The organism is Actinomycetota bacterium (assembly GCA_041658565.1).
Taxonomy (GTDB): Bacteria; Actinomycetota; AC-67; order AC-67; family AC-67; genus JBAZZY01.
The window spans coordinates 1-3,938 of record JBAZZY010000062.1 but is presented as its reverse complement, the minus strand read 5'-3'; the positions used below and the strand labels follow the sequence as shown (position 1 = coordinate 3,938).

At 64.7% G+C, this 3,938-nt stretch carries 4 protein-coding genes; all 4 read left to right on the top strand.

Going from position 1 to position 3,938, the window contains the following annotated elements:
- Positions 1-1,220, top strand: a 1,220-nt coding sequence (locus WDA27_14795; GenBank protein ID MFA5892192.1) for an OAM dimerization domain-containing protein, incomplete at its 5' end; no start/stop codon positions are given.
- Positions 1,221-1,323: 103 nt separating this feature from the next.
- Positions 1,324-2,679 (top strand): glutamate mutase L, encoded by a 1,356-nt coding sequence (locus WDA27_14790; protein ID MFA5892191.1) that lies wholly within the window; start codon positions 1,324-1,326, stop codon positions 2,677-2,679.
- A 7-nt stretch (positions 2,680-2,686) separates the two neighbouring features.
- Positions 2,687-3,766, top strand: a complete 1,080-nt coding sequence (locus WDA27_14785) for an alanine/ornithine racemase family PLP-dependent enzyme (protein MFA5892190.1) — start codon at positions 2,687-2,689, stop codon at positions 3,764-3,766.
- Between the two features lie 9 nt (positions 3,767-3,775).
- A partial coding sequence (locus WDA27_14780; GenBank protein ID MFA5892189.1) for an alanine racemase occupies positions 3,776-3,938 on the top strand: 163 nt, incomplete at its 3' end.

Here is a 3,938-nt window from a genome sequence, read left to right as displayed (position 1 = left end):
CCATCACCCCTGACGAGGGGCGCAACGTGCCCTGGCACTACAACAACATCCGCGGCGTGCAGACGGTCAAGCAGACCTGGGCCGCGTTGGACGGCATCAAGGAGCTGGTGAGCCTCAACATGGACGGGCCGCTCGGCCAGATGTCGCGCGACCTCAAGGAGCGCGCGGTCGCCTTCCTCGAGGAAGTCGTCGAGACCGGCGGCTACTTCGCGGCCGTAGAGAAGGGCTTCTTCGTGGACTCGGGGAAATACCCCGAGCGCAACGACGACGGCATCGCCCGCGACGGGAAGGGCGGCGTCGGGGCCGGTTCGCTCGTGCAACGCGACGCAGACTACATGGCCCCCGTCTGCGACCACTTCGGCAATAACAAACTCCCCGCCGGCGTCAAGAAGGCCTGCGACCCCATCGGCGGCTGCACGCTCTGCAAGCCCGAGAAGATAGTCTACATCGACGAGCTCGATCCCGAGGATAACGCCAACGCGCGCCTCTCGAAGACGCTCCCCTACCGCAAGGGCGACCTGCTGAAACCCGAGGCCGAGTGGGCCGGCGACGGCACCGTGCTTCTCCAGTTCGTCGTGCCCGAGTCCGAGGACATAGCCCGCGAGGCGGCCCTCGAGATGGGACGCAAGATGGGGCTCAAGGATCCCGAGATCGTCAACCTCCAGGTCATGCATCCAGCCGAGGGCTGCTTCGTCGAGGTCAAGGGCAAGGTCGCCTTCGATGTTAAAAAGTCGGAACTCAAGATCCCGCCCAAGGAAGAGATGCTTCCCGAGGACGAGGTGCGCGCGGTCGTGAAGAAGCTCGGCATCAAGGTCGTCGCCGCCACGGTCGGAGAGGACGAGCACTCTGTCGGCTTACGCGAGATTCTCGACATCAAGCACGGCGGCATCGAGAAGTACGGCGTCAAGTACAGCTACCTTGGCACCTCCGTGCCTGTGGGCAAGTTAGTCGACGCCGCGATCGAGACGGGCGCCCAAGCCATACTCATCTCCACGATCATCAGCCACAACGACGTGCACCGCAACAATATGCGCAAGCTCGCGGAGCTCTGCAAGGAAAAGGGCATCCGCGACAAGATAGTCCTCATCGCGGGCGGCACCCAGGTCAACCGCGACATGGCCAAGGAAACCGGGCTCGACGCCACCTTCGGCCGCGGCACCAAGGGCTTCCACGTGGTAAACGCGATCGTAAAGACTCTCAAGGCCAGGGGACAGGCATGAACGGGGCCGGCCCCGCGCCGGCTCTTCTGGGGCGGCGGCGGCCGGGTGCGCGGCGAGTGCCGCGCGGCGACCGCCGCCGCCGAAGCTTTCGATGGAGTATAACGTGCCCCAGAGCATCGACATCCTGACAATCGAGGTCGGCTCGACCATAACGAAGGCGAACGCTTTCGCCTTCCTGAGCGAAGGCGGTTTCGCCCATCTCGCGCAGGGTTTCGCCAAGACTTCAGTCGCTTCCGGCGACGTGGGCCTCGGCGTGGCCGAGGCGATCGCGAACCTGGAGGCGGCTTACGGCGGCACCGTAGGCAAGCCCGAGACCTTCGTCAACAGCTCGGCGGCCGGCGGCCTGCGCATGACCGTGCACGGGCTCACCTACAGCATGACCGCGCGCGCGGCGCACGAAGCCTCCCTCGGCGCTGGCGCGATAGTAAAAAAAGTCACGGCCGGAGCCCTGGAAACCTGGGAGCTCGACGAGATACGCGAAATCAAGCCGAACATCATTCTCCTCGCAGGAGGAGTCGAGTTCGGGGAGAAGACCATCGTCCTCAAAAACGCCGAAAGCCTGGCTTCGATGCGCTTGGGCGTGCCCGTGGTGTACGCGGGCAATTCGGCCCTTCACAAGCCCATCCAGCACCTCTTCCGCGAGGCCGGCATCGAGATAATAATAGTAGACAACGTCTTCCCCGACGTCGACGTCCTCAACGTGGACCCGCTCAGGCGCGCCATCCACGAGGTTTTCGGCCGCCACATTATTCACGCGCCTGGCATGGAGAAATTCTCGGGCATGAGCTCCTGGGGCATCCTGCCCACGCCCGGCGCCGTGCTGCGCGGAGCCGAGCTCTTCGCCGAGGCCCTGGGCGACTGCCTCGTCTTCGACGTCGGGGGAGCCACCACCGACGTGCACTCGGTCACCGACGGCAGTCCCGAATACCAGGACAAGGCGACCGAACCCGAGCCCCGTGCCAAGCGCACGGTGGAGGGCGACCTCGGGGTCTTCGTCAACGCGGCCAACATCGTGCACATGACGGGCGACCCGGTCTGGGAGGAGCGCATGGGCGACCTGCGCGCGATGCCCGCGACCGAGCGCGAGCTGGAACTGACCCGGTGGCTTTGCGCCCGCGCGGTGGACGTGGGGGTCCGCAGGCACGCCGGCCACATCTCCGACCTGTACACGCCGACGGGGAAAAAGCAGATCGTCAAGGGCAAGGATCTTTCCGCCGTCAAATGGGTCGTGGCCACGGGAGGCGCGCTGACGAGAGTCAAAGGCGCGGCCGACTGCTTAAGGTCCATTTGTCTGGGGCCGCGGAAGCACCTCCTGCCGCCACCCGACGCGCGCATCCTCATCGATCGCGACTATCGCTTTTCCGCGCTCGGGACGATCGCCCAAGCCTACCCCGCGGACGTGAAGCAGACCTTCGAGGCTTGGGTCGAAACGGAACTTTCGCGAAAGGAAAAGGAGTGACGCCATGATGAGATTCAGGACGCCTCGGCTCGAAATATACCCGGACCGCATCCGGGCAAACGCGCGCGCGGTCATCAAGCTCTGCCACAACCACGGAGCGGACATCGCCTGCGTGACCAAGGTCACCTCGGCCCACTTGGGCGTCACGAGGGCCCTCTACGAGGCCGACCCGGACCAGATCGCCGACAGCCGCATTTCCAACCTGCGATCGATAGGCGAGATGGGAGTGACCTTGCCGCGCCTGCTCCTGCGCCTGCCCGCGTTGTCCGAAATAGCCGATGTCGTGCACGACTGCGAGATCAGCCTCAACTCGGGGCTTCCCACGCTCATGAAACTCTCCGACGAGTCGCTCGCGCAGGGGGTAAGGCACAAGGTAATCATAATGGTGGACGTGGGCGACCTGCGCGAGGGAGTGTGGCCGGATAACGCGCCGGGGCTTCTCAAGGAAGCCGCCGCGCTCAAGGGCATCGACATTATCGGCCTCGGCTGCAATCTGGCCTGCTACGGGGGCGTCATTCCGAGCGTCGAGAACATGCGCATGCTCATCGATATCCGCGACCAGTGCCGCAAGGTCACCGGCCTGGAGCTGAGCGTCCTTTCAGGCGGCAACAGCGCGAATCTCCCCTTGCTCGCCTCGGGCAAAATGCCCAAGGAAATCAACCATTTCCGCATAGGCGAGGCTATCGTCCTGGGGCGCAACGTCATCGACCGCAGCCCCTGGCCGGGCACGCGGCAGGATACCGTCAGGGTCGTCGCCGAGGTCATCGAAGTGGAAAGCAAGCCCTCGGTCCCCATCGGGAATCGCGGCCAGGACGCTTTCGGCGGCTCGCCCGAATACATCGACCGCGGCGTGCGCAAGCGCGCCATCTGCATCATCGGCAGGCAGGACGTCGTCGTGGACGGCATCGAGCCTGAGGACAAGGGCATAATCGTCTTGGGCGGCAGCTCCGACCACCTCATCCTCGACGTGGAAGAGGCGGTGAGCGATATCAAGGTGGGCGACGAGGTCGCGTTCAGGCCCGGCTACGGAGCCCTGCTCGCCCTTTCGACCTCGCCCTACGTCTCGAAAATCGTCGTCGAGGAATAGGGGCGCGTTATGCTGTATCAAACCCATGCCCGAGTGCATCTCGGGAACATTCGCGCCAATATCGAGGGCATCAGGAAGGCGGTCGGCGAGAATCGCAAGATCCTCATCGCCGTGAAAGCCAACGCCTACGGCCACGGCGCGGTGGAGGTTTCCCGGATGGCGGAGCGCTCGG